We start from the raw sequence: 25,293 nt of genomic DNA, 5'->3' as shown, positions 1-25,293 counted from the left end.
AATATAATGCAATGAAATTTAGTTTTCGTTACATATTTTAAATTTTATTTTGGATTTCGTACCTTTGCAACACTAAAAAAATAACTCTAACTTATAATATATGGCATTTGATATCGACATGATAAAAGAGGTTTATAGCCAAATTGCAGAACGCGTAGATAAAGCACGTAATGTGGTTGGTAAACCATTAACACTTTCAGAGAAAATTTTATACTCACATCTTTGGGATGGGGTAACCGACAAGGCATTTACAAGAGGAAAGGATTATGTAGATTTTGCTCCAGACCGTATCGCTTGTCAAGATGCTACAGCGCAAATGGCGTTATTGCAATTTATGCAAGCTGGAAAAGATAAAGTTGCAGTACCAACAACTGTACATTGTGATCACTTAATTCAAGCTAAGGATGGTGCAGTAACCGATTTAAAACATGCCAACAGTGTAAGTAGTGAGGTATTTAATTTCTTAGAGTCTGTATCAAATAAGTATGGTATTGGTTTTTGGAAACCAGGTGCAGGTATCATTCATCAGGTTGTGTTAGAAAATTATGCATTCCCTGGCGGAATGATGATAGGTACCGATTCTCATACAGTAAATGCTGGTGGACTTGGTATGGTTGCTATTGGGGTTGGTGGTGCAGATGCTGTAGATGTAATGGCGGGAATGGCTTGGGAACTGAAGTTTCCAAAATTAATAGGTGTAAGATTAACGGGAAAATTATCAGGATGGACTGCCCCAAAAGATGTAATTCTTAAAGTGGCTGAGATTCTCACCGTTAAAGGTGGAACGGGAGCTATTGTTGAATATTTTGGTACAGGTGCTACATCTATGTCTTGTACTGGAAAAGGTACTATTTGTAATATGGGTGCCGAAATAGGTGCTACAACTTCAACCTTCGGATATGACGAATCGATGGAGCGTTATTTACGTGCAACTGATCGTGAAGATGTTGCTGACGCTGCTAATAAAGTAAAAGAATATTTAACAGCAGATCCTGAGGTGTACGCAAACCCAGAAGCATATTTTGATCAGGTTATTGATATTAATTTATCAGAGTTAGGACCTTTATTAAACGGACCATTTACCCCAGATTTATCCACAACGGTTGGTAAATCAATGACAGAGAAAGCAACAGCGAACAAATGGCCAATGCAAGTAGAATGGGGGTTAATTGGTTCTTGTACCAATTCTTCTTATGAAGATTTATCGCGTGCGGCTTCAATTGCGCAACAAGCATTAGATAAAGGCTTAAAAACTAAAGCTGAATTTGGCATCAATCCAGGTTCAGAACAAGTAAGATACACCGCCGATCGCGATGGGATTCTTCAAGTTTTTGAAAAATTAGGTGCTACAATTTTCACCAATGCTTGCGGACCCTGTATTGGTCAATGGGCGCGCTACAGCGATCCTAAAAATGCTCCAAAAAATAGTATTGTGCACTCTTTCAACAGAAATTTTGCCAAGCGTGCTGATGGAAATCCAAACACGCACGCATTTGTAGCTTCTCCTGAAATTACAGCTGCTATTGCCATTGCAGGGCGTTTAGATTTTAATCCGATGACGGATAAATTAATAAACGAAGACGGTCAAGAAGTAATGTTAGACGAGCCGACTGGATGGGAATTACCTCCAAAAGGTTTCGAAGTTAAAGACAATGGTTATTTAGCACCGAAAGAAGACGGAAGCGACGTAGTTGTTAAAGTATCTACAGAATCAGAAAGACTGCAATTATTAGAGCCTTTTTTACCACTTGGAGATACCATTACAGGTGCTAAATTATTGATAAAAGCTTTCGGAAAATGTACAACCGACCATATTTCTATGGCTGGCCCTTGGTTACGCTATCGTGGTCATTTAGATAATATTGCAAATAACACTTTAATTGGTGCTGTTAACGCATATAATAAGCAAACTAATTTTGTAAAAAACCAACTTACCGGCGAATATGGTGGTGTTCCTGATGTACAGCGCGAATACAAAAAAGCGGGTATAAAAACCATCGTTGTGGGTGATCATAATTATGGTGAAGGTTCTTCAAGAGAGCATGCTGCTATGCAACCAAGACATTTAGGTGTCGCGGCTGTATTGGTAAAATCTTTCGCGCGTATTCACGAAACTAATCTTAAAAAACAAGGTATGTTGGGTTTAACCTTTGCGAAGGAAAGCGATTATGAATTAATTCAAGAAGATGATACTTTCAACTTTTTAGATTTAAACAAATTTGCTCCAAACAAACCTCTTACCATTGAAGTGGTGCACAAGGATGGAAGTAAGGAGATTATTGTAACAAATCATACTTATAATGAAGCTCAAATTGCTTGGTATAAGGAAGGATCGGCTTTAAATTTAATTAAAAGGCAAAATAACGCATAGTTAGTTTAAAAGCATTTAAATAAAAATGTCTAAAAGCTCTTAATTACAGTTAAGGGCTTTTTTTATGTAAAGTGTATATTAAAATTGAAAATTGCGTCTAAAGAAATTATAGAACCCAAAGGTATGAATGTAAAAGACAATCCAGAAAAGAAAAAATTACGACTTAGCAATATTATATTTTTAATTGTAATAGTATTACTAATTGTACCACAAACTAGAATGCCAATTCAAATTGCCTTACACAAAGTGGTTGGTGCGTTTGGTCCATCAGTAAAATCTGCAAAAAATTCTGTTGTTTTAGAGAGCTATAATTGGCAATTAATAAATGATCGGGGCGAACAATTTGATTTTAACGATGCAAAAAACAAGGTAGTCTTGGTTAATTTTTGGGCGACTTGGTGCCCGCCATGTATAGCTGAAATGCCAAGTTTAAACAAACTGTATGAGGCTTATGATGATAAAGTAATTTTGCTTTATATTTCAGATGAAGCTAACGAAACTCTATTAAAATTCAAGGAGAAAAACGATTATAACTTCCCAGTGTATCATTCAGTAACTGATTTGCCTTCAGAATTTGACGTAACTTCAATTCCAAGAACTTTTGTAATAGATAAAAAGGGTAGAGTAGTGGTTAATAAAACTGGTGCCGCTAATTGGTTTAGTGACAATTTTAAAGAGGAACTTGAAAAGTTAATTTCAGATTAGTTTTTGAAATATTTAAAAGGAACAATCAGCATGCCGAAATTTTCACCTTTGTTTTTTCCCAAATGTTTGTGATGAATTTTATGTGCACGTCTTACGCCACGTGCATAGGCATTATCAATATTTCTAAGCCATTTAAAACGTTGGTGAATAAAGACATCATGAACAATAAAATAAGCTAAACCGTAAGCCATGATACCTATTCCAATGGGCAAGAAATACCACAAACTATAGGTAGACCAAAAATACCAACAGCTCATACTAACAACGGCATAAAAAATAAAAAAAGCATCGTTACGTTCAAACCAGCTTTTGTGATCTTTGTGATGGTGGTCTCGGTGTAAAGTCCATAAAAACCCATGCATAATATATTTATGAGTAAACCACGCATTAAATTCCATTATTAAAAACGTGCTAAAAAAGATGACTATCCAAAGTACTGTTTGCATGTTGCAATTTTACATTAAATTTAATTGATATTTTACATAACTCCTAGTAAGAAGTTCAACCTTTTTATAGTTTGGAACTCTAATTCGGGTAGATTTAATTTCCAAAGCTGGTGTGTTTTTAAGCTTTTCTAACAGTTTGCTGTAATATCTATATGCCATAAAAACACCGAATTTCGCGTCTAAAGGAAGATTTTTGATGCCAGCTAAACCTTTTTCAAAATCTGCTTCAATATCTTTTATTATGAGTGATTTTGCGGCCTCATCTAAATGATTAAGGTCGGTATTTGGAAAATACGTTCTGCTTAAATCTTCAAAATCTGCTTTTAAATCTCTCAAGAAGTTAACCTTTTGAAAAGCGGAGCCTAAACTCATAGCGGCATCTTTCAATTCGTCGTATTTTTGATTATCACCTTTTACAAAAACTTTTAAACACATCAAGCCTACAACGTCGGCAGAACCATAAATATATGCCCTGTATTCTTCTTCAGTTAGGTATGTTTGTTTGTGTAAATCTAAACGCATACTTTTCATAAAAGCATCCACAAGGTGTTTATCAATATTGTATTTATGATATGTTTCTTGAAATGAATTCAAAATAGGGTTCAAGCTTATTTTATACTCAAGGGCATATTCCAGATCCTCTGAAAAACGTTGAAATAAAATTTCTTTATCAAAGTCGTGAAACGTATCAACTATTTCATCGGCAAACCTTACAAAGCCGTAGATATTGTAAATATCCTGCCTGATTGTTTCAGACAACATCTTAGTGGCCATAGAAAATGACGTGCTGTAAGATTGGGTGACCAACTTACTACATTGTCTTGAAACCGAATCGAATAGTGTTTTCATTAGTTGTGACTTAAAATCTTTTCTTTTAGCAGCAATATAATTTTTTAATTTAGTTTAAATTGTTTTGTTATCAACTCTGAAACTAACTTCCCTGATATTAACGATGGTGGTACACCTGGTCCTGGAACCGTAAGTTGCCCCGTAAAAAACAAATTACCTACCTTTTTACTTTTTAATTTTGGTCTTAAAAATGCCGTTTGAAGCAAGGTGTTCGCCATGCCATAAGCATTTCCTTTGTAGGAATTGTATTGTTCAATAAAATCATTAACACAGAATGATTCCTTAAATATAATACTTCCTCTAACATTTTGGGCTGTAAGTTTTTCAAATCTGTTAATAATAATGTCAAAATATTGTTGCCTTAGCTTTTCATTATCGTCGAGATTTGGCGCAATTGGGATAAGGAAAAAACCTGTTTCGCAATCTATAGGTGCCATACTTTTATCTGTTACAGATGGAAAATTTGCGTAGAAAAGAGGATTTTCTGGCCATTTAGGACTGTCATAAATTTCCTCAGCATGCTGTTCAAAATCGGTATCAAAAAATAGATTATGATGTTCTATGTTTTGCAACTTTTTATCAAAGCCAACATAAAATAATAATGAGGATGGAGCGAAGGTTTTCTTCTGCCAATATGCTTCAGAGTATTGACGGTATTCTAAATCTAATAATGTCTCAGAGTGATGGTAGTCTGCGCCGCTTAAAACAACGTCAAAATTTAAACTTTCACCATTTATTCTTATCGCTTTTGCTGTACCACTTTCAACCTCAATTTTTTCAACATTGCTATTTGTATTAATATTAACTCCTAATTCGGTTGCTAAGCTAGTCATCGCTTTAATGATTTCGTACATGCCACCTCTAGGATGCCAAGTGCCTAGTCCAAAATCAGCAAAATTCATAAAACTATAAAAAGAGGGTGTGTTGCTAGGTTTTGCACCTAAAAATAGAACAGGAAACTCTAAAGTTGAAATTAGTTTTGGGTTTTTAAAATTTTTGCGAACTTCAGAACTGATCGTTTTGAAAAACTGGTCTACACGCGTGATTGTTTCGGGAGTTACCAATTCTAACGGTGATAATCCAGGTCTTAAAACTATTTTATTTATTGCAATATTGTAATTATCTTGGGCTTTTGAAATAAACGCCCTTAAAGGTTTTGAGCTTCCCGGTTCTATACGTTCAAATTCTTTACAAATACTATCCATACAATCTCCGATAGTAATAATTTCGTCATGGAAAAATATTTTGTAGGCAGGCTTCAATTTGTCAAGCACATAATAGTCACTAACGGACTTACCAAAGTCGTTGAAAAATTTTTCAAAAATATCAGGCATCCAATACCAGCTTGGACCAATATCGAAGGTGAATCCATCTTTAATTAATTGTCTGGCGCGTCCACCTGTAGTGCTGTTTTTTTCAAATATGGTAACATCGAAGTTTTGCTGAGCCAAATAACATGCCGCAGATAACGACGAAAAACCAGAACCTATAATTGCTATTGATGTTTTCATGTCTAACAAAAATAACAAAAAGTTGAACAAAATATTAGGTGTATCAAACTTTTACAAATCTTTAACTAGTTGGTCAATGGACATAAAGGCTATGATGTTTTTTGGAAGCTTTTCGAGATCTAATGCCGTCAGCATCTTTCCTAAAACATAAAAATTAACATGATTGTGAATCAGTAATTTGTTCTTCACATCTTCTATATATTGGTGAATTTCTTCTTTTTCGGGCTTAACTGTGAAGTATGACACAAAGGTTACATCGTCATAATAATTTACAATGTCAACCAAGCTGTCCAACGGCACACTTTGACCTAGAAATATTGAATGATGACCGTGAGCTACAATTTCATAATTGATGTACATCAAACCAAGTTCATGTACTTCGTTATCTGGTAGATAACAAACGAAAGTTCTGGTACTTGTTTCGGAATTTGACTGAATATTTTCGGTATTAATTAATATTTTCTGACGAATTAAGGACGTTAAAAAATGTTCATGCGCAGGTGTGATGGTATCAGTTTGCCAAAGTAAACCGAGTTCTGTAAGTAGCGGGATAAATATGGTGAAAAAAATGTCACGAAATGATTTTTCTTTTTCTAAGCGTTCGTAAGTTTTGTAAAACAAAACTTGGTCAAAATTAAGCATTGACAATTTAAACGAATTGATGGCATGACTATCTAAATTACTTTTTGCAGCAATTTGTCTAACCAATTCAGGTATTTTTTTCTCATCTAAAGTAGCAATTTTAGATATTTTATAACCGTTGTTATTAAGGTAGCTAACGTTAAGTAATTTTTGAAAATCGGCAAGCTCGTAAAACCTAATATTGGTATCTGTTCTGCTGGGAGACAGTAAGTTATATCTTTTTTCCCAAATGCGAATGGTGTGGGCTTTGATACCCGTTAGATTTTCTAGATCTTTTATGCTAAATTTACTCTTAACGTTGTTCATTGTTGAATTAAAAAAGTTAAACAAAATTACATTATTTTCAACAATAACGGACTTGTTTAACAAATTTTATAAATAATTTATAAAAGGATATTAGTGCGCACGAGAAGACTCGAACTTCCACAACCTAAGCGGTCATTAGGCCCTCAACCTAACGCGTCTACCAATTCCGCCACGTGCGCAATAAAAACTGAAGTAAAGATAAAAAAAAAGCTAAGCAAACGCTTAACTTTAAGTGACCTGGCTGGGGCTCGAACCCAGGACCCTCTCCTTAAAAGGGAGATGCTCTACCAACTGAGCTACCAGGTCGGTTCCTCTTTCGAGGGTGCAAATATAAAACGATTAATTTATAATACAAATGTTTTTTCCTGATTAATTGTTCGTTTTTTTTCAAGTATTTTTGAGCATAAATTTATGAATATTTAAGAACGTGAATATGAGTGTTTTTTTAGTTGGATATATGGGTTCTGGAAAGTCGATTGTCGGAAAAAATTTGGCCCGAAAACTTAAATTTGAATATTTAGATCTTGATAATTACATTGAAGAGCAGCTGGGTTTAACCATTTCTGATATTTTTAAAACTAAAGGAGAGCTATTTTTCAGAACTCAAGAACAGTTGTTTCTTAAGGAAGTTTTAGGTCTTCAAAGAACAGTTGTTTCCTTAGGCGGTGGGACACCTTGCTATGGTGATAATATGAAGAAACTAATTGAATCTATCAATGTGGTTATTTATTTAAAGGCTTCAGTGGATACACTCACGGGTCGTTTGGCTTCAGAAATTTCAACCAGACCTTTAATAAATCATTTAAATAACGAAAGCGGATTAAATGATTTTATTCGCAAACATTTATTTGAGCGGAATTATTACTATCAACAAGCCCATCATAAAATTGTAGTTGATGGCAAAAGTGTAGAGCAAATAGCACTTGATATCATAGAAATACTAAACTAAATAAGCCTCAAATTGCCCTTTATTTAGTACTACTTCAACATGCTCATTGATAGAGGTTGAAAGTGAAATTCCTTTAAAATCTGCTTTTACCGGATATTTTTTATGATTTCTATTTACCAAAACAACGGTTTTAAATTGATTTAAGGGAACATTTAAAAAATGCTTGATACCATAAATAAGTGTGCTTCCAGAATTTAACACATCATCTACTAATACCAATGATTTATTTGTGTACGATTCCTCTGGCAAACAAGTTTTTATTTGATTTCTAGGATTTTTTTTATCAATTTGAACATGGCAAAGATGCACCTTAATACCAGAAATTTCTTCAATTACTATTTTAAGTTCTTCAGCAAGTAATAAGCCATTGCCTTCAATACCAGCTAAAATTAAATCTTTTTCGTTAACATTATCTTCGTAAATTTGATAAGCAATGCGTTTTATTTTGTGAACAATGGCCTCATGTGTCAATATTATTTGTTTGCTTTTGCCCATATCAATTATTTTTTTTCAAATATAAAAAAGAGTTCTTTGTTTTTTCTTGAGGGTTCTGAATTATAACATACCTCTAATGTCTTTAAATCAAAGTACGAACTAAAAAGTCTTTGGTATTCGCTTTCACTTCCTCCAAATGGTGGTCCTATTTCGGTCAATTCGAAATTGAATAAAACACCTGCAAGTTTTCCTTTTACATTAAGTAATTCTGAACACTTGGTAACATACAAAGTTCTTTGTGATGGAGACAAAGCACAAAAAAAAGTTTGTTCAAGAATCAAATCGTAGGCTTCATTTAGATCAAAAAAATTACCTAAAATAGTTTGCTCAAAAGGAAATTCAGGCAAGCGGTTTCTAAATTCCACAAGAGGTTTAGACGCTAAATCTATAATAGAAATATTTTTGAATCCTAAACACCAAAGATATTCTGCTTCGTAACTGTTCCCAGCACCTAGAATTAAAATTCTCAAACTTTTATTTTCAATCTGATCAATATAAGATTTAAGAGGTGTTGATATCACACCCAAATCCCATCCCGTTTCATTTTTTGAGTAGCGCTCGTTCCAGTAATGCGAGTTAAAGTTTTGCATCGTCTTTGTCTTCTTCTTTATAGTCTTCAATGTCTCTGCGGTCTTTTTTGGTTGGACGTCCCGTGCCTTTTTTGCGGTAGTAATCTTTTGAATATTTTAATAATTCTAAAGCTTCAAATGATTCTTTTGGGGTGATATCGGTGCGATAAATATCTACTAACTTTGCACCTAATCTGCTTTCTGGCAGATCGTTAATCTTTAGTTTATAATTGATCTGATCTTTTCTCAACTCAATTTCATCAAGCGGATAAACTTCTCTACTGGGTTTAACCACCTGACCATTAATTTTAACATGACCTTTTTTCACGGCTTCCGTCGCGATACTTCTTGTTTTAAAATATCTAACACACCACAAAAATTTATCAACACGCATATAAAATAGATAAAAAACTACGTTAATCTTATGATACAAAAATATTATAAAATTGTATCTTGCACCCTCAAAAATAAGCAATATTGACACTGTTTCTGTCTAAAACATTAGCCTAACAGTATAAAATGAACAAAATGAAAAGAATATTTACCGTCTTAGCACTTGCTATATTAGTAATTGGAATAGGATGTTCTCCTGATGATCCTGATTTTGTTCCTGTTCCAGAACGTGACCGTTCCGAGCAACAATTGACGGATAATGACTCCTTAATAGGGTACTTTGAAACGCATTATTACAATTGGGGCGATTTACAAGGCGAAGGAGATTTAACGATTGATGATATTGTCATTTCAGAATTGCCAAAAGATGAAGATGGCAACTACCTTGCGCTACCTGATCCTGATAATAATAGAATGTTAATGGGCAATGTCGATGCATTCACAACTACTTTTAGGGACATAGAATACACTTATTATATACTCAGTTTAAATCAAGGTGGAGGAGAAGCGCGTCCTAATTTTTCAGATAATGTAAGGGTACGTTATTCTGGAAATTTACAAAATGCAACAGTCTTTGATAGCTCTGCAAGCCCTGTTGTTTTCGATTTAACAAACGTAGTTCCAGGATGGAATAGAGTTATGCCTAAGTTCAACGTGGCTTCTTCATTCACAATAAATGGTGATGGCACGGTGCAATACTTCGATTATGGAGTTGGCGTAATGTTTATCCCTTCTGGATTGGCCTATTTTGCAACACCGCCTTTCGGAGTTCCTGTTTATTCCAATCTTATTTTTAAGTTTGAATTATACCAAACCGAAGTATTAGACCACGATAACGATGGTATTCCTTCGTATATGGAAGATTTAGATGGAGATTTCAATTTATTTAACGATGATACAGACGGTGACCGCATCCCAAATTATTTAGATCCTGATGATGATGGAGACGGCGTGCCAACCCGTGATGAAATCATTATCAATCCCGACGGTACAATTGTGTTTCCAGATTCTAACGGTAATGAAACACCAGATTATTTAGATCCAACATATCCTGAAAATTCCTAAAAAAAAAGCCACTTTCGAGTGGCTTTTTTTATTAAAGTAAATTTACGGATAAACTGAGTATAAGTTGTTCTGGTCGCGTATCTATTCTGCCACCAATTCCTAAATTATTATCAAGAAAAGTTCCTTCGTTTTCATTAAAACCTCTTTCGTAGCGTAAGTCAATTCCGAAAGAATTAAAACTTAAACCAATTCCGAAGTTGAAACCAATAGAAAAGTCATTTTCTATGTCGTCTATACTTATACCTTCAAATTCAGTATTTAAGAGATATTGTAATGAAGGGCCAGCGAAAATGTGCAAAGGGCCAACCACTTTTACACCAACCAATATTGGTAAGTCTAATTTGGTGATGTCTAAATCACCACTATCGTAATCGCTTTTAATCTTGGTGTAAACCAACTCAGGCCTTAAATATAGCTTGTTGCCTATTTTTCCGAAAATACCTACGTGATAACCAATGTTATTACCAGGGTCTTCCGAATTTGAACTTACTGAATTAAAGAAATCTCCATTACCGCTGTAATTTAAACCACCTTTAATACCAAATCCACCTTCGTTCTGTGCATTTAATGTAATGCAACTAATCATTATTAATCCTAAAGAAAAAATTATTCTGCTCATATTTATGTTTTGTATTTAACAGCTTAATTAATATTTATCCTACCTTAAAATAAATTCAGTTAAGTCAGTTTAACATATATAACGCAGATTGCCTTTACTTATTTTCTGGATATCACCTTTTTAGCTGCTGAAATTATTGCATTACTATTTAAGCCATATTTGTCCATTAACTGGGCAGGTGTTCCGGATTCGCCAAAAGTATCCTTGGTAGCAACAAACTCTTGAGGCGTTGGTATATTTTCGCTAAGAACTCTAGCTACACTTTCGCCTAAACCACCCAAAAAGTTGTGTTCTTCACAAGTTACCACACAACCTGTTTTACGCACTGAATTGATAATGGCTTGATCATCTAAAGGTTTGATGGTATGAATATTTATTACTTCAGCAGAAATACCTTGCGCATCAAGTGCTTTTGCGGCTTCTAATGCTTCCCAAACCAAATGACCTGTGGCTAGAATTGTAAGGTCAGTACCTTCGATTAGATGTAATGCTTTTCCAATTTCAAAAGTTTGATTTTCAGGTGTAAAGTTTGGTACACTTGGTCTACCAAATCTTAAATATACGGGTCCGACATAATCCGCAATTGCTTTGGTAGCAGCTTTAGTTTGATTGTAATCACATGGATTAATGACGACCATTCCTGGCAACATTTTCATTAAACCAATATCTTCTAATATTTGATGCGTAGCGCCGTCTTCACCTAAAGTAACACCTGCGTGAGAAGCACAAATTTTCACATTTTTGTTGGAATAGGCTACACTTTGTCTAATCTGGTCGTAAACTCTACCTGTAGAAAAATTAGCAAAGGTTCCTGTGAACGGAATTTTTCCACCAATGGTCATACCAGCGGCAATGCCAATCATATTGGCTTCCGCGATACCAACCTGAAAAAAACGCTCCGGATGATTTTTTTTGAAGTCGTCCATTTTTAATGAGCCAATTAAGTCGGCACAAAGTGCTACCACATTGTCATTGGTTTGTCCTAATTCTGTTAAGCCAGCGCCGAAGCCTGAACGTGTGTCTTTATTTCCTGTATTTGTGTATGTTTTCATTCTATATGCCCACGAAAATGGGTATCTTTAAATTTTACTTAATTCTTTATTCAAAAACGGTTTTTAATAATCACCTAAAGTTTCTTCATTTTGAGCTAAACCTATCGCCAATTGTTCGTCGTTTGGCGCTTTACCATGCCACGCATGTGTATGCATCATAAAATCTACACCATTGCCCATTATTGTTTTTAACAAGACGCAAACGGGTTTTTGTTGGTTAGTTTTAGATTTGGCAAGATTCATTCCTTCAATTATGGCTTCAATATTGTTGCCTTCATTGATTTCAACCACAACCCAACCGAAAGCCTCAAATTTTTCTTTAATATTACCCATAGGTAATACATCATCTGTGGCGCCATCAATTTGCTGACCGTTTAAATCTACAGTAGCAATTAAATTATCAATTTTATTTCCAGCAGCATACATGATCGCCTCCCAGTTTTGGCCTTCTTGTAGTTCGCCATCACCGTGAAGACTGTATATCAAACTAGAGTCGTTATTAAGCTTTTTGGTTTGAGCTGCACCAATAGCAACCGACATGCCTTGACCTAAAGACCCGGAAGCAATTCTTACGCCAGGTAAGCCTTCGTACGTGGTGGGATGGCCTTGAAGTCTTGAGTTAATCAGTCTGAAAGTACTCAACTCCTCAACCTCAAAATAACCAGTTCTTGCTAAAACGCTATAGAATACCGGTGAAATATGACCGTTTGATAAAAAGAATAGGTCTTCACCAACACCGTCCATGTTAAATTCTTTTTTATGATTCATAATAACCTTATAGAGTACGACAAAAAATTCCGTACAACCAAGTGAGCCGCCTGGATGACCAGAATTTACCTTGTGAACCATTCTTAAAATATCTCTTCTTACTTGAGAGGTAAGAAGCGTTAATGCTTTAATATCGGGCATGATTTGTTATTTAAATTAGATGGGTCAAAAATAGGTTTTTCAAACCCCTAAACAAAAACAGATTTCTATCAGTTATTAACGAATTGCGAGCATTTGCTAACAATTCAATTTTTCTCGTCGCCAGTCATTCTAGTTAATTATCTTTGCCAATTGAGCGAAGAAAAATTATGATATTTAATATAAAAGCTAAAGACGCACAAACTAAAGCAAGAGCGGGCACATTAATCACAGATCACGGTGAAATTGAAACACCTATTTTCATGCCAGTTGGAACCGTTGGAACTGTAAAAGGTGTTCACCAAAGAGAATTGAAAAACGACATTAATCCCGATATAATTTTAGGAAATACCTACCATCTTTACCTTAGGCCACAAACCAATATTCTTGAACAAGCCGGTGGTTTGCACAAGTTTATTAATTGGGATAGAAATATATTAACCGATTCTGGTGGTTATCAAGTGTACTCCTTATCTGCCAATAGAAAAATTAAGGAAGAAGGCGTTAAATTCAAAAGTCATATTGATGGGAGTTATCACGTTTTTACACCCGAAAATGTTATGGAAATTCAACGAACCATCGGTGCCGATATCATCATGGCTTTTGATGAATGTACACCCTATCCATGCTATTATAATTACGCCAAGCGTTCTATGCATATGACCCACCGTTGGCTGGAAAGATGTTTAAAACACCTTGAAATTACGCCATTTAAATACGATTATAAACAAACATTTTTCCCAATTGTACAAGGAAGTACTTATAAGGATTTGCGTATGCAATCTGCCGAGTATATTGCAGGGGTAAATGCTGAAGGCAACGCTATAGGAGGCTTATCGGTAGGAGAGCCCACGGAAGAAATGTACGCCATGACCGAGGTTGTTTGCGATATTTTACCACAAGAAAAACCAAGGTACCTTATGGGCGTTGGCACACCTATCAATATTTTAGAAAATATAGCGTTAGGTGTAGATATGTTTGATTGCGTGATGCCAACGCGGAATGCCAGGAATGGTATGTTGTTTACAGCGCACGGAACCATCAACATCAACAATAAAAAATGGGCCGACGATTTTTCACCAATTGATGAAATGGATATTACTTTTGTGGATTTAGAATATTCTAAAGCTTATTTACGTCATTTATTTACAGTAAATGAATTACTCGGTAAGCAAATTGCTACCATTCATAATTTAGGATTTTATCTTTGGTTGGTTCGTGAAGCGAGAAAGCATATTATTGCCGGTGATTTTAAAGTGTGGAAAGAAATGATGGTGAAACAAATGGATAAAAGACTTTAATTTGAAAAATAAATGTTCAGCTCAAAGCTTATTTATAATTAAAAATTTTTAGAAGGATTGAAAATTTTAGACTGGTACATATTAAAGCGATATCTTTTAACCTTTACAATGATGCTACTGCTTTTTATTCCTATTGGAATAACGGTAGATTTAGCTGAAAAAATAGGAAAAATTCTGGCTAATGAAGCACCATTTGGTGCTGTGGCTAACTACTATTTGAACTTTACGATATATTTTGCCAATTTATTGTTTCCTCTATTTTTATTTTTATCGGTGATTTGGTTTACTTCAAAACTTGCAAATAATACTGAAATTGTAGCATTTCTTAGTTCGGGCGTGTCATTTTCTAGATTTTTAAGGCCTTACATAATAGGAGCTAGTATTGTATCTGCTTTTGCATTATTATTAGGTTTAATTTTAGCACCTATTGCCAGTAAAGGATTTAATGAATTTAAATATGAATACCTTTCAAAAGGTAAAAAAGTACAAGAAACCGAAAATATTTACAGGCAAATCAACGAAAATGACATTATATATGTAAGTCGATTTGATGCTTTGAATAAAACAGGTTATAATTTTACTTTAGAACATTTTAAAGGAAATGTGATGGAGTATAAAATATTTGCCGACAATATAAGATACAATGAAGAAGACAGCACCTTTAGGTTGATTCAATATGTAAAACGTAGAGTTGGTGAAAGCAATGATATCATTGAAGTAGCCAGAAGGAAAGACACTATTTTTGATTTTGATTTAGACGATTTGTCACCCGTAACTTATATGGCTGAAACATTGAGCTATAATGAATTGAACGATTTTATAGAAAAGGAAAAGTTACGTGGCTCCTCAAATATCGGACGTTACGAAGTGGTTAAATATAAAAAATGGAGTTTACCCGTTTCGGTATTTATTCTGACCATTATTGCTGTGGCTGTTTCATCAATAAAACGACGTGGCGGAATGGGCGTTAATCTGGCTTTCGGTATATCCATAGCCATGATTTTTGTATTTTTCGATAAGGTATTTGGAGTCATGGCGGAGCAATCAGATTTCCCACCGCTAGTGGCGGTATGGCTTCCAAATGTAGTTTTTGGTATTTTAGCTATTTATCTGTTATACAATGCCAAACGATAAGCTAAAACATTATTTACATCTTCATTTTTTAGTATTTATTGCTGGATTTACTGCTATTTTGGGTGAATTAATCACCATTGGCTCCATTCCACTTGTATGGTTTAGAATGCTTATTGCAGTGATATTGATGCTGATGTTTGCATGGCTTACTAAAACCAGTATTCAACTTAGTAAAGCCACCATCCTAAAATTTGCAGTTGCCGGCATTATTATCGCCTTGCATTGGATTACTTTTTTTGAAGCTATCAATCAATCCAATGTATCATTAACACTCGCAACCTTTTCAACAGGTGCATTTTTTGCCTCCTTCATTGAACCGATATTTTTCAAACGAAAAATTAGATTTTACGAAATTTTATTTGGGCTGCTTGTCGTGGTTGGTTTAATTTTAATCACCCGAAGTGAAATGCGTTATATAAACGGTATCATACTAGGAATAATTTCGGCGTTTTTATCGTCCTTATTTGCAGTAATTAATGGCAGATTTATTGAAAAGTATAATGCCACCACAATTTCTATTTATGAATTTTTGAGTGGTATCATTTTTATAAGCCTGTTTCTTTTAATTTTCAAAGGTGGTTTTTCGGTTGAATATTTTAAATTAAGCACATCCGATTGGATTTTTCTTTTTATTTTGGGTTCAATCTGTACCGCTTATGCCTTTATAGGCTCTGTTCATATTATGCGCTTTATCAGTCCATACACGGTGGTACTAAGTTATAATCTCGAGCCCGTTTACGGGATAATTTTAGCCGTTATTTTGTTTCCAGAAAAGGAAATTATGAGTCCGCTTTTTTATGTAGGAGTTGCATTAATTTTATTTATTGTTCTTGCCGATGCCATCCTGAAAAATTCTAAATTGAAATCAAAAAGAACTGGCTATTCTAAGGTAAATGCATAAACATTTTAGCTTAATTACATACAATTTAAGTAGAAATTGGTTTTGATAAGTTCATTATAAATTTTAAGAATTAACGCTAAAAAATTGTAGTTTTGTGCACTAACTATAACTAAAATTTGTTTCTGATGGAGTATTTAGAATTCGAACTTCCCATTAAAGAATTACAAGAGCAACTAGCAAAATGTCAAGTGATAGGTAAGGAAAGCGATGTAGATGTCACCCAGACCTGCCAGCAAATTGAAAAGAAACTTATCGCGACTAAAACCCAAATTTATAAGAACTTAACGCCTTGGCAGCGCGTTCAATTATCGCGTCATCCGAACCGGCCATACACAATGGATCATATAAGAGCTTTGTGTGGCGAAACGTTTCTTGAGCTTCACGGTGATAGAGGTGTAAAAGATGACAAAGCCATGGTTGGCGGTTTAGGAAAAATAGGTGAACAGTCTTTTATGATTGTCGGTCAGCAAAAGGGTTTTAATACAAAAACTAGACAATATAGAAACTTCGGAATGTCAAACCCTGAGGGTTACCGCAAGGCACTTCGATTGATGAAATCGGCTGAGAAATTTGGAATACCAGTTTTAACATTAATAGATACGCCTGGTGCTTATCCAGGTTTGGAAGCGGAGGAACGTGGTCAAGGAGAAGCCATTGCGCGAAATATTTTAGAAATGACCCGACTGAAAGTACCAATTATTACGGTTATTATTGGTGAAGGTGCTTCAGGTGGTGCTTTAGGCATTGGTGTTGGTGATCGCGTTTTAATGTTAGAAAACACTTGGTATTCGGTTATTTCTCCTGAATCGTGTTCATCGATCCTATGGCGAAGCTGGGAATATAAAGAACAGGCAGCCGAAGCTTTAAAATTGACAGCCCCTGATATGAAAAAACTAAAGTTGGTAGATGAAATCATTAAAGAACCACTTGGCGGTGCTCATACCGACAGAGAAACAACTTTTTTATCCGTTCAAAAAGCCATTCTGAAATCTTTTGAGGTGCTAAATAAATTATCACCAAAGGATTTGGTTAAACAACGTATGGATAAATATGAAAATATGGGTGTGTTTAAAGGTTAATTCAAACTCAATTAACGATATATAAAAATCGAAATAGTTTATTTCGGTTTTTTTTATGCTTATCAACAATATATTGGAGTTATTAACAGTTGAAATGTTGATGACCTGTTGAGATTCTAAATATTTTTATGTACCTTTTATCGATACCTTTTAATTACTTTCGCTGTTATGAAACAAACCAATCCAACCCCTGCATATAAAGTTGATAAAAGCACGCTTATAAGTTTAGAGAAAGGCAAAATACCACCTCAAGCTATTGATTTAGAAGAAGTTGTTCTTGGGGCAATGATGATTGATAAAAAAGGCGTTGATGAAGTTATTGATATTTTAAGTCCAGAAGCATTCTATAAAGAAGCCCATCAACATATTTTTGAAGCGATATATAAACTCTTTCAAGATAGCCAACCAGTTGACTTATTAACCGTTTCTAGCCAATTAAAAAAAGATTTAAAATTAGATACCGTCGGAGGCGATTTTTACCTTATTTCTTTAACCCAACGTGTATCATCTTCTGCGCATATTGAATTTCATGCACGTATTATTTTACAAAAATTCATCCAGCGAAGTTTAATTAAAATTTCAAGCGAAATTATTGAAGAAGCTTACGATGAAACTAAAGATGTTTTCGATTTATTAGATAATGCCGAAGCTAAATTATACGAAGTAACGCAAGGCAATGTCAAAAAATCAACCGAAACAGCCCAAAGTTTAGTAATTCAAGCCAAGAAAAAAATTGAAGAAATTGCTAATAAAGAAGGTTTGAGTGGTATTCCGTCAGGCTTTGATAAATTAGATAAATTAACGTCTGGTTGGCAGCCAAGCGACTTGGTGATTATAGCAGCAAGACCTGGTATGGGTAAAACTGCATTAACCTTGTCTATGGCACGAAACATAGCTGTGAATGCAAATATTCCAGTGGCTTTTTTTTCATTAGAGATGTCTTCAGTTCAGCTTATAACTCGTTTAATTTCAAGTGAAACAGGACTGTCTTCAGAAAAACTACGTACCGGTAGACTTGAAAAACATGAATGGGAACAATTAAACGTTAAGGTAAAAGCTTTAGAACAAGCGCCGCTTTATATAGATGACACACCGTCATTATCTATTTTTGATTTGCGCGCAAAGGCTAGACGATTGTCTTCACAATACGGAATTAAACTAATTGTGGTGGATTATTTGCAATTAATGACTGCTGGAGGCAGCCAAAAAGGCGGAAACCGAGAACAAGAGATATCAACAATTTCTCGTAACCTAAAAGCTTTGGCTAAAGAACTTGAACTACCTGTTATTGCCTTATCTCAGTTGTCGCGTGCTGTTGAAACACGTGGTGGTAGTAAAAGACCTTTACTTTCCGATTTAAGAGAATCGGGCGCTATTGAGCAAGATGCCGATATTGTTTCGTTTATCTATCGTCCCGAATATTATAAAATTGATGAATGGGATGATGATGAACGCTCGCCAACGGAGGGCCAGGCTGAATTTATTGTGGCCAAACATCGTAATGGTGGGCTTGATAATATCAGAATGAAGTTTATTGGTCATTTAGGTAAATTTGATAATTTGGATGATTTTGAAACGCCATTCGGAGAGTTTCATTCTAAAATGAACGCTGCCGCAAACGATGACACCTTTAAACCTGATAATTTGCCATCAGCAGATGAGGCATTCGGAAACAATGAAAACGATGTTCCTTTCTGATAACGTGAAATTAATCTTAATATTAGATTTTAATCATTTCATTTTCGGCTTTTTGAATTATTTTTACTGAAATATTTAATTTAATGCTTCAAGAACGCCGTACAACTAATATTCTTTTGCTGATAATAGCAGTTCCAGTTATGTTTATAATACTAAAACAACTGGCGTTTATTTTTGTACCGCTTTTTTCTTCTATGTTTATTGCATTGCTATTTTTGCCTATTATGCGTTGGCTTAATAAACGAAATGTGCCAAAATATGTGAGTGTTGTAATCGTTTTATTAATTGTTTTTGCTGCTATTAAATTAGGTGTTGAACTTATTCAACTTACAAGTAGAGAGATAGTTGCTACTAAAGATGGGTTTTTGCAAAATGCCAGTGTGAAATTACATCAATTCACAGATTATTTAGAAACAGTTTTTGGATTGAATGTTCAAATCAATAGAAATACCTTTGAAGAATATATAGGTCAAGGTAGTATAGCTACGACTCTAGGTGTTATTAATAATGTTTTGACAAGAGCTTTGATGACCACGTTCTTTGTGGTTTTATGGTTAGTAGAATCTATTAATATTCAAAAATTAATGAATCAAACTATATTAAAACAAGAACGAACTTCCATTAAAACCTTTATTAAAATTGAAAAAGATTTAATAACCTTTATCAAGGTGAAGTTCTCCGTAAGTCTCTTCACTGGAATCGGAATCGGTTTGGCATGCTATTTTTTTGGAGTTAGTTTTCCTTTGTTTTGGGGATTGTTTGCCTTTCTAATCAATTTTGTTCAAATGGTTGGTTCTTTTATTTCGGTTATACTCTTGGCCTTTTTCGCGTTTGTAGAAATGGACGTTTATTCAACTTTATTGTTCTTCATACTAACAATTACAGCTGTACAGGTGTTATTTGGCGCTATTCTAGAGCCAATTTTTATGGGTAAATCATTCTCTATAAATGTAATTGCAATTTTAATCATGCTAATGTTTTGGGGCTATATATGGGGTATTGCAGGTTTAATAATGGCTATTCCTATTACTGTTTTTATCAAAATAATTGCTGAACAGTTTGAATCTACAAAGATAATTGCCACGTTACTAAATGGCAATAAATCCACAAAAAATCCCTTAAATATTACCGCTAAATAACAGCACTTAAAGTCGTGTTTTTTGGTGATTCTTCTTAAAGTAATAATAAATTACGAACTGTCCTGTTATAATATTTATATATTTAACTATTTTACACAAGTAGTTCACCAGCAAATATTATTTCTATATAATTGAGTATAACTAAATGTAATTCTGAAAAAGTATAATATGATAAAGAAAGTACTATTAATTTTTGCTGTATTCATGATTACCAAAATGCATGCATCTTATTTGCTAATCCCAATGGATGCAGATAGTCAAGCAAACCATTTAAAGGCTTATGGCATTACATATTGGACCTTAGAGAGAGAATTAAAAGTAAAATGGTTACTCAATTATCGCGGTGGTTCATTTTTGTTACCGCATATTGAAAGTATCGAACGCGAATGTAAAATAAGAGGCGTTTCATATGAATTAATTTCTGATTCAAAAGCAAATGAAATTCTGGAACTGATAGATAGTCCATCCCAAAACATGGAAGCCGTTATATTAGAAAAGGCCCCAAAAATAGCGGTTTACACTCCAAAATCGGATGTTCCCTGGGATGATGCTGTAACTTTAGTCCTAACTTACGCCGAAATCCCATACGAAACCATTTATGACGAAGAAGTTCTAAACGACGAGTTGTTGCTCTATGATTGGCTTCATTTACATCACGAAGATTTTACAGGTCAATACGGAAAGTTTTACAGAGCATATCGTTCGGCTGCTTGGTATATTGAAGAAAAAAGAGAAGCAGAAGCCTTGGCCCAAAAATTGGGTTACGAAAAAGTTTCGCAAGCAAAATTAGCTGTAGCTCTAAAAATTAGAGATTATGTTGTGGGTGGTGGATTTATGTTTGCGATGTGTTCTGCAACGGATAGTTTTGATATTGCTTTAGCCGCCGAAGGTGTTGATATTTGCGAACCAATGTTTGATGGTGATGGCTCCGATCCCGGATATCAAAATAAAATAGATTATAATAAAACGTTTGCCTTTACCAATTTCACATTAGAGCGAAATCCAAATGTATATGAGTTTTCGTCTATAGATATGACTCAGAAAAGACAAGTACCAAAAATGACCGATTATTTTTCCTTAATGGAATACTCAGCCAAATGGGATCCAATTCCAACCATGCTTACTCAAAACCACACAGCCTTAGTCAAAGGTTTTATGGGTCAAACAACTTCTTTTACGCGTGACGAAATTAAATCGAACGTGTTGGTTATGGGAGAAAATAAATCTAGTGGTGAAGCAAGATACATCCATGGCATAAAGGGTAAAGGTTTTTTTACCTTCTACGGCGGTCATGATCCCGAAGATTACACTCATAGAGTAGGAGACCCAAAAACAGAATTGGATCTGCATCCAACTTCACCTGGCTACAGACTTATATTAAACAATGTTTTGTTTCCAGCGGCTAAAAAGAAAAAGCAAAAGACATAAATTTTAATTTTAGGGCGTTACCCCCAACTTTTTTGAAAGTTGGTGGGGTTGTGCTTTCCGCCATATCTTTTTGTTTTTTTTAAAATAAAAAGGATCTTGCTGCAATCACTAATGCACAAAAAAAATCCGACTCTATAAAGAATCGGATTTTCTAAGCGAAATGTGGTTATTATTAGGCTAAAAGCCTTACTTAACTTTGTTAACTATTGCTTCAAAAGCTTCTGGGTGGTTCATTGCTAAATCGGCTAAAACCTTACGGTTCAAGTCAACATTGTTAGCTTTAAGTTTTCCCATAAACTTTGAATAAGACATTCCGTGTAGTCTTGCACCAGCATTAATACGCATAATCCATAAAGCACGAAATGATCTCTTTTTGTTTCTGCGGTCTCTGTACGAATACAACATCGCTTTGTCTACCGCATTTTTTGCTACTGTCCAAACGTTTTTACGTCTTCCGAAGTAGCCTTTAGCTTGCTTTAGAACCTTTTTTCTTCTGGCTCTTTTCGCAACTGAATTTACTGATCTTGGCATAATTTTAATTGTTTTTTGTAGTAGGCGGTTAATTTTATTTTTTTGTTTTGAACTAACGGTTTTATTCAAACCTCGTCATTCATCACTCAAAACTCATAACTCTTTTACTGCCTAACTCCAGGGTTTATAAATTGTTTTAACCAATATTAAAACGATGTTACTTTAAACGTAACATGATTTTAACATTATTTTCATCAGACTCATGTACTAATGTATCATGTGTCAAAGCAAGCTTACGCTTTTTAGATTTTTTAGTCAAGATATGACTTTTAAAAGCGTGCTTTCTTTTAATTTTACCCGTGCCAGTTAGTTTGAAACGTTTCTTAGCACTTGATTTAGTTTTCATTTTAGGCATTTCTCCTATTTATTTAATTTACGTTTCGCTTATTGTTTTCATCCATTAAAGCTAAATGCTTCTTTGGGCTTATTTTACTTTTTTAGGTGCAATGAACATGGTCATGCGCTTTCCTTCTAATTTAGGAAGTTGTTCTACTTTACCGACATCTTCAAGGTCTTGAGCTAATCTTAATAATAATATCTGGCCTTGTTCTTTAAAAATGATTGAACGTCCTTTAAAAAACACGAAAGCTTTTAACTTTGCACCATCCTTAAGGAATTTCTCAGCATTTTTCTTTTTAAACTCGTAATCGTGATCATCGGTTTGTGGTCCAAATCTAATTTCTTTAATCACAACCTTGGTAGCTTTCGCTTTCAGTACTTTTTCCCGCTTTTTTTGCTCGTAAAGGAATTTTTTGTAATCCATTATTTTGCAAACCGGAGGTTTTGCATTTGGTGAAATTTCAACCAAATCCAATCCTTGTTCATCGGCAAGTTCCAATGCCTTTCTAATTGGGTAAATACCAACTTCTATATTTTCTCCAACTAATCTTACTTCGTCAACTCTAATTTTAGAGTTAATTCTGTGCGCATCTTCTTTGATTTCTCTACTTCCGCGAGTACCTCTTGTTCTACGTATTGCTATGACTTATATATTTAAATTAAACTTAAACTTCAAAAGTTTTTAAACTTCCTTTTACTTCTTCCTTTATGAGATTCGAAAATTCTTCAAGGCTTAATAAGCCGAGATCTTCTCCTCCGTGCTTTCTCACAGATAACTTATTTTCTGTCTCTTCATTCTCGCCAACAATTACAATATACGGTATTTTATTCATTTCGGCTTCGCGAATTTTCTTACCTACTGTTTCGTTGCGATTATCTACGAGGGCGCGAATTTCGTCATTTTCCATCAAATTTAAAACTTTTTCAGCGTATTTTTCAAATTTCTCGCTAATTGATATAATAATGGCTTGTTCAGGCACGAGCCACAATGGGAAATTTCCACCGGAATGTTCTAGTAATATGGCAATAAACCGTTCCATACTTCCAAAAGGTGCACGATGAATCATTACTGGTCGGTGCAATTCATTGTCGCTGCCTTTATAGGTTAAATCAAATCTCTCAGGAAGATTATAATCAACCTGGATTGTACCTAACTGCCAATTTCTACCTAAAACGTCCTTTACCATAAAATCGAGCTTTGGCCCATAAAAAGCAGCTTCACCAGTCTCAATAACAAAATTCAGATTTTTCTCTTTGGCTGCTTTTAAGATTGCTTGTTCTGCTTTTTTCCAATTTTCAGCGGATCCGATGTATTTTTCTGGTTTTTCTGGGTCACGTAAAGAAACTTGCGCAGTGAAATCTTCAAAGCCTAAAGAGCCGAATACATATAGTACAAGGTCAATTACATTTTTAAATTCTTGATCTAACTGATCTGGCGTACAGAAAATATGAGCATCATCTTGGGTGAAGCCTCTCACTCTGGTCAAACCGTGTAACTCGCCACTTTGCTCATACCTATATACGGTACCAAATTCAGCATAGCGTTTTGGTAGTTCTTTATATGAAAAGGGTCGACTGTTATATATCTCACAATGGTGTGGACAATTCATTGGTTTTAAAAGAAATTCTTCACCTTCGGCTGGTGTTTTTATAGGCTGAAAACTGTCTTCACCATATTTAGCATAATGACCAGAGGTAACATATAGTTCTTTCTGACCAATATGAGGCGTAATAACCATTTCGTAACCTGCCTTTTTTTGTGCTTTTTTTAGAAAATTTTCTAGACGTTCTCTAAGTGCTGCACCTTTAGGCAACCATAATGGTAAGCCTTGTCCTACCTTTTTTGAGAAAGTAAAGAGTTCGAGTTCTTTTCCTAATTTTCTATGATCGCGTTTTTTTGCTTCCTCTAAGAGTTCTAAATAGGTAGTTAAATCCTTTTGTTTAGGAAAGGAAATACCGTAAACTCTAGTGAGTTGTTTATTTTTTTCATCACCTCGCCAGTAAGCGCCGGCAACACTCATTATTTTCACTGCTTTTATTAAACCAGTATTTGGTATATGTCCACCTCTGCACAAATCTGTAAAAGTTGAATGATCACAAAAAGTTATAGAACCGTCTTCAAGGTTACTTATTAATTCAACTTTATAGTCGTTATTTTGCTCTGTGTAGTAATTCAAGGCTTCTGCTTTACTGACGGATCTCATTGAGAATTCGTGTTTTCCTCTGGCAATTTCAAGCATTTTCGATTCAATGTCGGCAAAATCCTTTTCTGATATGGTCTGTTCACCAAAATCAACATCATAATAAAAACCATTGTCAATTGCAGGGCCTATGGTAAGTTTAATATTTCCATATAGTTCTTCTAAGGCCTGGGCCAAGACATGTGCAGAAGAATGCCAAAAGGCCTTTTTGCCTTCCGCTTGTTCCCATGTATATAAAGTTAGTGTTCCATTTTCTGTTAATGGAGTTGATACTTCTACAATAGTATTATTGTATTTAGCAGAAATAATATTGCGCGCAAGTCCTTCACTTATGGATTTGGCAACATCTAAAGGCGAGCTTCCAAGTTCAACTGATTTTATAGCACCGTCTGGCAGGGTTATGTCAATCATAATATGATAATATTTTGGGTGTAAATATAATATGATTAATGTAGCTCTACAATATTAATCGTTTAGAAATATTGCATTAAACCATGCTATTTTAGCATTACATTATATATGTATAGTGTAAATATAAATTTGAATAAATATTTAAATTATTTTTAGACCTTAATCTATTGTAAATAAGATTATTAAAAACAATAATAAAAAACCTTAAAAAAAATCAAGAGAAAGGTTTGGAAAGTAGTTAAAAAGGGTTTTA

General features: G+C 34.5%; 25 protein-coding genes and 2 tRNA genes. 11 read left to right on the top strand and 16 right to left on the bottom strand.

What is annotated here, in order from left to right:
- Window positions 1-100: 100 nt before the first annotated feature.
- Together V7Z48_RS06530 and V7Z48_RS06525 are read left to right on the top strand one after the other, a co-directional pair.
- A complete protein-coding gene (locus V7Z48_RS06530; RefSeq protein ID WP_334112595.1) occupies window positions 101-2,371 on the top strand; it encodes an aconitate hydratase in 2,271 nt (756 codons plus the stop codon).
- A gap of 84 nt (window positions 2,372-2,455) precedes the next feature.
- Window positions 2,456-3,076: a TlpA family protein disulfide reductase gene (locus V7Z48_RS06525; RefSeq protein ID WP_334112594.1), complete on the top strand. Its 621-nt coding sequence runs from the start codon at window positions 2,456-2,458 to the stop codon at window positions 3,074-3,076.
- Here the strand turns inward: V7Z48_RS06525 and V7Z48_RS06520 are convergent.
- From V7Z48_RS06520 to V7Z48_RS06495, 6 genes are all read right to left on the bottom strand, one after another.
- The gene (locus V7Z48_RS06520) at window positions 3,073-3,522 is read right to left on the bottom strand and encodes a beta-carotene hydroxylase (RefSeq protein WP_334112593.1); all 450 of its coding nucleotides are present in this window, start codon (window positions 3,520-3,522) and stop codon (window positions 3,073-3,075) included. The genes V7Z48_RS06525 and V7Z48_RS06520 overlap by 4 nt on opposite strands.
- Before the next feature lie 9 nt (window positions 3,523-3,531).
- On the bottom strand, window positions 3,532-4,371 hold the full coding sequence (locus V7Z48_RS06515) for a phytoene/squalene synthase family protein (RefSeq protein WP_334112592.1): 840 nt from the start codon (window positions 4,369-4,371) through the stop codon (window positions 3,532-3,534).
- 44 nt (window positions 4,372-4,415) lie between these two features.
- Window positions 4,416-5,882, bottom strand: a complete 1,467-nt coding sequence (locus V7Z48_RS06510) for a phytoene desaturase family protein (RefSeq protein ID WP_334112591.1) — start codon at window positions 5,880-5,882, stop codon at window positions 4,416-4,418.
- 51 nt (window positions 5,883-5,933) lie between these two features.
- The gene (locus tag V7Z48_RS06505; RefSeq protein WP_334112590.1) at window positions 5,934-6,830 is read right to left on the bottom strand and encodes a MerR family transcriptional regulator; all 897 of its coding nucleotides are present in this window, start codon (window positions 6,828-6,830) and stop codon (window positions 5,934-5,936) included.
- Window positions 6,831-6,924: 94 nt separating this feature from the next.
- Window positions 6,925-7,009: transfer RNA gene (locus V7Z48_RS06500), tRNA-Leu, on the bottom strand.
- A 54-nt stretch (window positions 7,010-7,063) separates the two neighbouring features.
- Window positions 7,064-7,136, bottom strand: a tRNA-Lys gene (locus V7Z48_RS06495).
- 127 nt (window positions 7,137-7,263) lie between these two features.
- Between V7Z48_RS06495 and V7Z48_RS06490 the strand changes: the two genes are divergently transcribed.
- Window positions 7,264-7,779, top strand: coding sequence for a shikimate kinase (locus V7Z48_RS06490; RefSeq protein WP_334112589.1), 516 nt, complete (start codon window positions 7,264-7,266; stop codon window positions 7,777-7,779).
- Here V7Z48_RS06490 and V7Z48_RS06485 read toward each other — a convergent pair.
- From V7Z48_RS06485 to V7Z48_RS06475, 3 genes are read right to left on the bottom strand one after another with little or no spacing between them, the layout of a single operon-like run.
- Window positions 7,771-8,274, bottom strand: coding sequence for a phosphoribosyltransferase family protein (locus V7Z48_RS06485; RefSeq protein WP_334112588.1), 504 nt, complete (start codon window positions 8,272-8,274; stop codon window positions 7,771-7,773). The genes V7Z48_RS06490 and V7Z48_RS06485 overlap by 9 nt on opposite strands.
- 5 nt (window positions 8,275-8,279) lie before the next feature.
- Complete coding sequence (locus V7Z48_RS06480; protein WP_334112587.1) at window positions 8,280-8,864, bottom strand: SAM-dependent methyltransferase; 585 nt, start codon at window positions 8,862-8,864, stop codon at window positions 8,280-8,282.
- Window positions 8,851-9,237, bottom strand: a complete 387-nt coding sequence (locus V7Z48_RS06475; RefSeq protein WP_334112586.1) for an RNA-binding S4 domain-containing protein — start codon at window positions 9,235-9,237, stop codon at window positions 8,851-8,853. Before V7Z48_RS06475 ends, V7Z48_RS06480 begins: the two co-directional genes overlap by 14 nt.
- A gap of 134 nt (window positions 9,238-9,371) precedes the next feature.
- Here V7Z48_RS06475 and V7Z48_RS06470 point away from each other — a divergent pair, with 134 nt between their 5' ends.
- Complete coding sequence (locus V7Z48_RS06470; protein ID WP_334112585.1) at window positions 9,372-10,301, top strand: FKBP-type peptidyl-prolyl cis-trans isomerase; 930 nt, start codon at window positions 9,372-9,374, stop codon at window positions 10,299-10,301.
- A 31-nt stretch (window positions 10,302-10,332) separates the two neighbouring features.
- Here the strand turns inward: V7Z48_RS06470 and V7Z48_RS06465 are convergent, their stop codons facing one another.
- From V7Z48_RS06465 to V7Z48_RS06455, 3 genes are all read right to left on the bottom strand, one after another.
- Window positions 10,333-10,920: a porin family protein gene (locus tag V7Z48_RS06465; RefSeq protein WP_334112584.1), complete on the bottom strand. Its 588-nt coding sequence runs from the start codon at window positions 10,918-10,920 to the stop codon at window positions 10,333-10,335.
- Between the two features lie 98 nt (window positions 10,921-11,018).
- On the bottom strand, window positions 11,019-11,972 hold the full coding sequence (locus V7Z48_RS06460; RefSeq protein WP_334112583.1) for a transketolase family protein: 954 nt from the start codon (window positions 11,970-11,972) through the stop codon (window positions 11,019-11,021).
- A gap of 63 nt (window positions 11,973-12,035) precedes the next feature.
- Window positions 12,036-12,881: a transketolase gene (locus tag V7Z48_RS06455; RefSeq protein WP_334112582.1), complete on the bottom strand. Its 846-nt coding sequence runs from the start codon at window positions 12,879-12,881 to the stop codon at window positions 12,036-12,038.
- A gap of 167 nt (window positions 12,882-13,048) precedes the next feature.
- Here V7Z48_RS06455 and tgt point away from each other — a divergent pair, with 167 nt between their 5' ends.
- The 7 genes from tgt (at window position 13,049) to V7Z48_RS06420 (ending at window position 21,558) form a co-directional block, all read left to right on the top strand.
- Complete coding sequence (gene tgt, locus V7Z48_RS06450; RefSeq protein ID WP_334112581.1) at window positions 13,049-14,179, top strand: tRNA guanosine(34) transglycosylase Tgt; 1,131 nt, start codon at window positions 13,049-13,051, stop codon at window positions 14,177-14,179.
- Window positions 14,180-14,236: 57 nt separating this feature from the next.
- The gene (locus V7Z48_RS06445) at window positions 14,237-15,313 is read left to right on the top strand and encodes an LptF/LptG family permease (RefSeq protein ID WP_334112580.1); all 1,077 of its coding nucleotides are present in this window, start codon (window positions 14,237-14,239) and stop codon (window positions 15,311-15,313) included.
- Window positions 15,300-16,214, top strand: a complete 915-nt coding sequence (locus V7Z48_RS06440; protein WP_334112579.1) for a DMT family transporter — start codon at window positions 15,300-15,302, stop codon at window positions 16,212-16,214. Before V7Z48_RS06445 ends, V7Z48_RS06440 begins: the two co-directional genes overlap by 14 nt.
- 125 nt (window positions 16,215-16,339) lie before the next feature.
- The gene (locus V7Z48_RS06435) at window positions 16,340-17,293 is read left to right on the top strand and encodes an acetyl-CoA carboxylase carboxyltransferase subunit alpha (protein ID WP_334112578.1); all 954 of its coding nucleotides are present in this window, start codon (window positions 16,340-16,342) and stop codon (window positions 17,291-17,293) included.
- Between the two features lie 168 nt (window positions 17,294-17,461).
- Window positions 17,462-18,991, top strand: coding sequence for a replicative DNA helicase (gene dnaB, locus V7Z48_RS06430; RefSeq protein ID WP_334112577.1), 1,530 nt, complete (start codon window positions 17,462-17,464; stop codon window positions 18,989-18,991).
- Window positions 18,992-19,074: 83 nt separating this feature from the next.
- Window positions 19,075-20,130, top strand: a complete 1,056-nt coding sequence (locus V7Z48_RS06425; RefSeq protein ID WP_334112576.1) for an AI-2E family transporter — start codon at window positions 19,075-19,077, stop codon at window positions 20,128-20,130.
- A 243-nt stretch (window positions 20,131-20,373) separates the two neighbouring features.
- Window positions 20,374-21,558, top strand: coding sequence for an asparagine synthetase B (locus V7Z48_RS06420; protein ID WP_428850308.1), 1,185 nt, complete (start codon window positions 20,374-20,376; stop codon window positions 21,556-21,558).
- A 186-nt stretch (window positions 21,559-21,744) separates the two neighbouring features.
- Here the strand turns inward: V7Z48_RS06420 and rplT are convergent, their stop codons facing one another.
- From rplT to thrS, 4 genes are all read right to left on the bottom strand, one after another.
- A complete protein-coding gene (gene rplT, locus V7Z48_RS06415) occupies window positions 21,745-22,089 on the bottom strand; it encodes a 50S ribosomal protein L20 (RefSeq protein WP_334112574.1) in 345 nt (114 codons plus the stop codon).
- A gap of 157 nt (window positions 22,090-22,246) precedes the next feature.
- Window positions 22,247-22,444, bottom strand: a complete 198-nt coding sequence (gene rpmI, locus V7Z48_RS06410) for a 50S ribosomal protein L35 (protein WP_334112573.1) — start codon at window positions 22,442-22,444, stop codon at window positions 22,247-22,249.
- A 69-nt stretch (window positions 22,445-22,513) separates the two neighbouring features.
- Window positions 22,514-23,029 (bottom strand): translation initiation factor IF-3, encoded by a 516-nt coding sequence (infC, locus tag V7Z48_RS06405; RefSeq protein ID WP_334112628.1) that lies wholly within the window; start codon window positions 23,027-23,029, stop codon window positions 22,514-22,516.
- A 64-nt stretch (window positions 23,030-23,093) separates the two neighbouring features.
- Window positions 23,094-25,040, bottom strand: a complete 1,947-nt coding sequence (thrS, locus tag V7Z48_RS06400; protein WP_334112572.1) for a threonine--tRNA ligase — start codon at window positions 25,038-25,040, stop codon at window positions 23,094-23,096.
- Between the last annotated feature and the right edge of the window lie 253 nt (window positions 25,041-25,293).

The organism is Paucihalobacter sp. (assembly GCF_036825875.1).
Classification (GTDB): domain Bacteria; phylum Bacteroidota; class Bacteroidia; order Flavobacteriales; family Flavobacteriaceae; genus Paucihalobacter.
Note: the sequence above shows the minus strand (reverse complement) of the source record. Positions and strands in the feature narration are given on the sequence as shown.